This window comes from Streptococcus sp. DD11 (assembly GCF_001578865.1).
GTDB lineage: Bacteria > Bacillota > Bacilli > Lactobacillales > Streptococcaceae > Streptococcus > Streptococcus panodentis.
This window is the reverse complement of the sequence record NZ_KQ969396.1, coordinates 13,246-18,116: the sequence shown is the minus strand read 5'-3', so window position 1 is coordinate 18,116 and position 4,871 is coordinate 13,246. Positions and strand designations below refer to the sequence as shown.

Annotated in this window: 4 protein-coding genes; 2 read left to right on the top strand and 2 right to left on the bottom strand. The window is 48.0% G+C overall.

The genetic code is table 11. The features are described 5' to 3' along the window. Window positions 1-769 (top strand): ABC transporter ATP-binding protein (locus STRDD11_RS09525; RefSeq protein WP_128837133.1); only part of this gene is annotated, 769 nt, incomplete at its 5' end. Between the two features lie 44 nt (window positions 770-813). Here the strand turns inward: STRDD11_RS09525 and STRDD11_RS09520 are convergent. Both STRDD11_RS09520 and STRDD11_RS09515 read right to left on the bottom strand, forming a co-directional pair. After that, the gene (locus STRDD11_RS09520; protein ID WP_128837132.1) at window positions 814-1,968 is read right to left on the bottom strand and encodes a low temperature requirement protein A; all 1,155 of its coding nucleotides are present in this window, start codon (window positions 1,966-1,968) and stop codon (window positions 814-816) included. A gap of 32 nt (window positions 1,969-2,000) precedes the next feature. Beyond that, complete coding sequence (locus tag STRDD11_RS09515; RefSeq protein WP_128837131.1) at window positions 2,001-3,002, bottom strand: YdcF family protein; 1,002 nt, start codon at window positions 3,000-3,002, stop codon at window positions 2,001-2,003. Window positions 3,003-3,384: 382 nt separating this feature from the next. Here STRDD11_RS09515 and brnQ point away from each other — a divergent pair, with 382 nt between their 5' ends. Continuing rightward, a complete protein-coding gene (gene brnQ, locus STRDD11_RS09510) occupies window positions 3,385-4,716 on the top strand; it encodes a branched-chain amino acid transport system II carrier protein (protein ID WP_128837130.1) in 1,332 nt (443 codons plus the stop codon). Window positions 4,717-4,871 lie beyond the last annotated feature (155 nt).

The following is a 4,871-nucleotide window of genomic DNA, read 5'->3' as shown; positions in this document are numbered from 1 at the left end:
TGTGACCGAGCGGCTGCATCAGGACCTGACCGGCCAGGTCAGCTTTAAGGGTGTGGATTTCCACTATACAACAGACAAGCCGCTGATCCGGGATTTCAATCTGGAGGTGCAGCCTGGTGAGATGGTTGCCATCGTCGGTCCGACTGGTGCCGGCAAGACCACCCTCATCAATCTGCTCATGCGCTTCTATGATGTCACTGCGGGCTCTATCAGTGTAGATGGTCATGACATTCGCCGGCTTTCCCGTCAGGAATACCGTCAGCAGTTCGGCATGGTCCTGCAGGATGCCTGGCTCTATGAGGGGACCATTAAGGAAAATCTGCGTTTTGGCAATCTGGCGGCCAGTGATGAAGAAATTGTCGAAGCTGCCAAAGCAGCCAACGTCGATCACTTTATCCGCACCCTGCCTGGCGGCTACAATATGGAAATGAACCAGGAATCCAGCAATATCTCACTGGGTCAGAAGCAGCTGCTGACGATTGCACGGGCTCTCTTGGCCAATCCTAAAATTCTAATCCTAGATGAAGCGACTTCATCTGTTGATACGCGGCTGGAACTCTTGATTCAGAAAGCGATGAAGACTCTGATGCAGGGGCGGACCAGTTTTGTCATTGCTCATCGCCTGTCCACCATTCAGGAAGCGGATAAGATCCTGGTGCTCAAGGACGGCCGGATCATCGAGCAGGGCAATCATGAATCCCTGCTGGCTGACAAGGGCTTCTACCATGACCTCTATATGAGTCAGTTTTCGGACAAGAAGGAAGCCTAGATAGACAAAAAAGAGGCTGGGACGAAAGTCCTTCAGCCTCTCTATTATGAAAAATCGCGAAGATTCTGAGTTGGATCAGGATGGGGAATGCGATGGCGCTCGCGCATCAGGCGGCGGTAGCGCATGCTGGTCCGCTGCATCAGGAAGCTCATAGCGACCAAGGCCAGGCCTAGCAGCGTGATGCTTTGGCTCAGTAAATAAAAACTCAGTGTTCCTAGGAGCAGGATAGCTGCATACTGGATTAGGACGGTTTTATCAAGGCGGTAAAGTTCGTGATTGTAGTAAGAGGTGGAAAGGGTCCCGGCAAAGAAAGCCAGGATGGACAAGATGAAGAAAGCAAGGCCTAAATCATGGTGATGCTCATTGGCCAGAAATTCAATTCCCACTGTGAAAAACATCAAGCTGATGATAATGACGATATGGGCATAGTAGAGAATGACCGATGAAGCTTTTTGATGATGATTGATATTGATAAAGGTCTGCACGATATAAAAAGCAAAGAGAAAGCCGATTCCCAGAAAAAGAGCCACACCCTCAAAGGGACGCTGGGCCAGAGGGTAGGTACGGATGGCTGCAATGACAGATTCTCCAAAAGTAATGATGGTCAAGAGCTGATTGCGCTCCAAGGCATGTGGAAAGTTAAAGGAATTGCAAATCAAGTAGTTTCTGAGAAAAAGAGGCTGAAAGAGAGGGAGAAAGTAAAGGGGCAGCAGGTAGAGGGAGAAGGGCAGAATCCCTGTCGCAATAGGCAGGAGAAGAAGAGAATAGAAACTGAGCAGTCCGATGCGCAGTTTGATATCCTTGCTAAATCCAAGCTTGCGGCCTTTGAAGTAATACTGCAGGGCAATGGTCAGGTAAGAAAGAATCAGAAAAGTGTTAAAAGCGATAACTGGAGACGAATCCTGCTGGAAAATCTTGACATCAAAGGTGAAGCTTAAAGCAAGGTTTCCGACCCACAGCATGAGCAGAATCACCGTATAGATGTCTGCGGCTCGGGAATCTCCATATCGGTTATAATAATAGGCTTCGTTGTTCCAGATGCTGAGCATGACCGTGTTCGTGGCGATGAAAGACAGGACCTGCTCCCAGCCGACATGGTCGACATGAATGGCTGCAGTCAGCTGGCTGATAGCAAGAACAAAGGCCAGATCAAAAAAGAGTTCATAGTTGGATACGCGTTTTGCAATAATTTTTGACATCATTGGCTCCTTCAAAGATAGATTTCAAAGCTTTATCTGCCGGCAAGCAGTCTCAGTGTCCAGATGAGCAAGAAGCCGGCTAGGATGAGGACATGCCATTTCCAGTAAATATACATGAGTCCGGCTGTTTCCCGAATCCAGGCGCTGGGCAGGTAATAAAAGGCTGTTTTAGAACCGAGGCTGCGGCCTCTGAGGCCGACCTTGCGCATGTAAACTCCAGCACGCAGGGCATGGAAAGAGTTGGTAATGACCAGACAGGAGTAAGGTTTCTTGGTTCGGTCATCCAGGATTTTTTTGGAAAAGATTAGATTTTCAAAAGTGGTAGTGGATTTGTTTTCAAGTATCAAATCTTGCTCTGGAAAGCCGGCAGCTGTCAGGTATCTGGCCATCGCTTGAGCTTCAGAAAGCAGTTCATCTGATCCCTTGCCGCCAGACAGGAGCAGCTTGGGCCGCTGCCCGAATTGCTCATACACTGCTCTGCTTTTGTCCAAACGCTGGGCCAAAAGCGGAGGCACCTCATCGCCAATTAAGCCCGAGCCTAGAACGATGATATAGTCAGGCTCCTGCTGAATCGGAAAGAGATTGCAGAAAAAGCCGTAGAGAATATAGGAAAGATAGAGGCCCGTCCCATAAAGCAGCAGGATATTGGCCAGCATCAGCAGGTTATTGAGGATGGGCGCACGAGGCAGAAAGAAGCTGGCAAGATAAAAGAGGATGGTCAGGCCATAGAACAGCGAGAGGAGGTTGGCCAAGCGCCGCCCTTCGCGGGTAATCATCTGACGGCCGTTGAATATCAGGTAGACAGAGGATAGGATGACACAGACCGGAATCAGCAGAGCGATAAGTGCGATGGCGGTCAGGGTAGAAGCCTCTCCCAGATGGCGGAGGCCAACGATGAGCAAACCTGAGCTTATCAGCAAAAAGACCAGCAGGCTGAAGCTGAGCAGGTAGGCGTTAAAGAGCCGGCGGGGTTCCAAGTAGAAGAGCAGCAAAAACAGCAGGGCTGGCAACAGCCAGAATAAATGCAGAAACATAGCTATCCTTTCGCACAGCATTGGGCTGAGTTTGATTTTGAAAACAATCTTCTCTCAGTATACCACAAAGCGCTTTTTCGAGAAAGAGTCAGGGAAGATACGGATAAGTTCGATTTAAAACAAATTACGGTATTTGGAGGATAAATCAGTAAAAATAGAGTTGTTTTCTGTGGATAAGCAGCAGATGGCACTTTATTTTTATGTATTTCGTTTGATTTAATTCGTAAAACGCTGCTTTTGCTCCACCAAGTTTCAAAGGAGATAAAAGTCTTGCAGCAGCAGCTATTTCCGTATATAATGGTAAAGCACCGTCGTCTGCAGACGATTTTTATATGACAGTCATTGAAAATCGAAAGATGAAATCATTAGCGAGGAGATTAGTATGGTCAAAAAAGGCGCCTTAACTGGCCTTTTACTGTTTGGAATATTTTTTGGTGCGGGAAATTTGATTTTTCCGCCGGCGTTGGGAGTTTTATCCGGTCAGCATTTTTGGCCGGCTATTGCGGGATTTGTTCTGTCAGGGGTTGGCCTTGCGGTCCTGACCTTGATTATCGGAACACTCAATCCTAAGGGATACCGGCAGGAGATTTCACAGAAGATTGCTCCCTGGTTTGCCATAGTCTATCTGCTGGCCTTATACCTGTCTATCGGGCCTTTCTTTGCTATTCCGCGTACAGCAACTACAGCTTATGAGGTAGGGATTGCCCCAATACTGCCCGCAGGTCTGACTGCTGTCGGTCTCTTAGCTTTTACTGTGCTGTATTTTGCAGCGGCTTACTTCATTTCGCTCAATCCCTCAAAGATTTTGGACCGAATCGGCAGGATTCTGACACCCATCTTTGCGCTTTTAATCATTCTGTTGGTTCTATTGGGAGCTTTGAAGTATGGTTCTGCAGCGCCGCAGCAGGCATCAGAGGCCTATGCTGCCTCAGCCTTCGGACAGGGCTTTCTGGAAGGCTACAATACACTGGATGCTCTGGCTTCGGTTGCCTTCAGTGTCATTGCTGTAGCTACCCTCAAGCAGCTGGGATTTGCCAACAAAAAGGAATATGTCTCTACCATTTGGGTGGTTGGCCTCATGGTTGCTCTGGGCTTCAGTGCTATGTATATCGGTCTTGGTTTTTTGGGCAATCATTTCCCAGTGCCGGCAGAAGTTATGGCAAAGGGCAATCCGGGCGTTTATGTGCTTTCGCAGGCAACACAGGCAATTTTCGGACCGACAGCGCAGATTTTTCTGGCGGCCATGGTGACAGTGACCTGTTTTACGACGACGGCCGGTCTCATTGTTTCCACTGCAGAATTTTTCAATAAGACCTTTCCCAATATTTCCTACAGAGCCTATGCGACAGTTTTCACCCTGATTGGCTTTGCTGTGGCCAATCTTGGCCTCAGTGCTATTATCCAATACTCTCTTCCGGTCCTGCAGATTCTTTACCCGATGACCATTGTCATCGTAGTCATTATCATGGTCAATAAATTTCTGCCTTTGTCTAAACTGGGGATGCAGCTGACCCTTGCAGCAGTGGCCTTGATTGCTTTTGCCAGTATTTTAGGCAGGCAGTTTCATCTGAAAATGGTGATGGATGCAGTTGATGCTCTGCCTTTCGCTCAGGCCTCCCTGCCTTGGCTCCTGCCGGCTGTCTTAGGGATTGTCCTTTCACTTTTCCTGCCGGGCAAGCAGAAGAGCGACAGTTTTGAAATGAAAGATCTCTAGTCCGCTTCCAATCTTTTTACAGGAAAATTCTCGGTCAGACTCTTTATCTGCTGCCTATCTGCCTTGCGTTCGAATTTTTGGGATTCGGGCTGAAATGTTTTTGGGGGGTAGATTAGAAAGAGTATGAAAGATTTTACAATAAAAGGGGATTATTT

Coding starts and splice junctions, on each gene's coding strand:
- STRDD11_RS09515 (WP_128837131.1), bottom strand. CDS start 3,002: ATGTTTCTGCATTTATTCTGGCTGTTGCCAGCCCTGCTGTTTTTGCTG.
- STRDD11_RS09520 (WP_128837132.1), bottom strand. CDS start 1,968: ATGTCAAAAATTATTGCAAAACGCGTATCCAACTATGAACTCTTTTTT.
- brnQ (WP_128837130.1), top strand. CDS start 3,385: ATGGTCAAAAAAGGCGCCTTAACTGGCCTTTTACTGTTTGGAATATTT.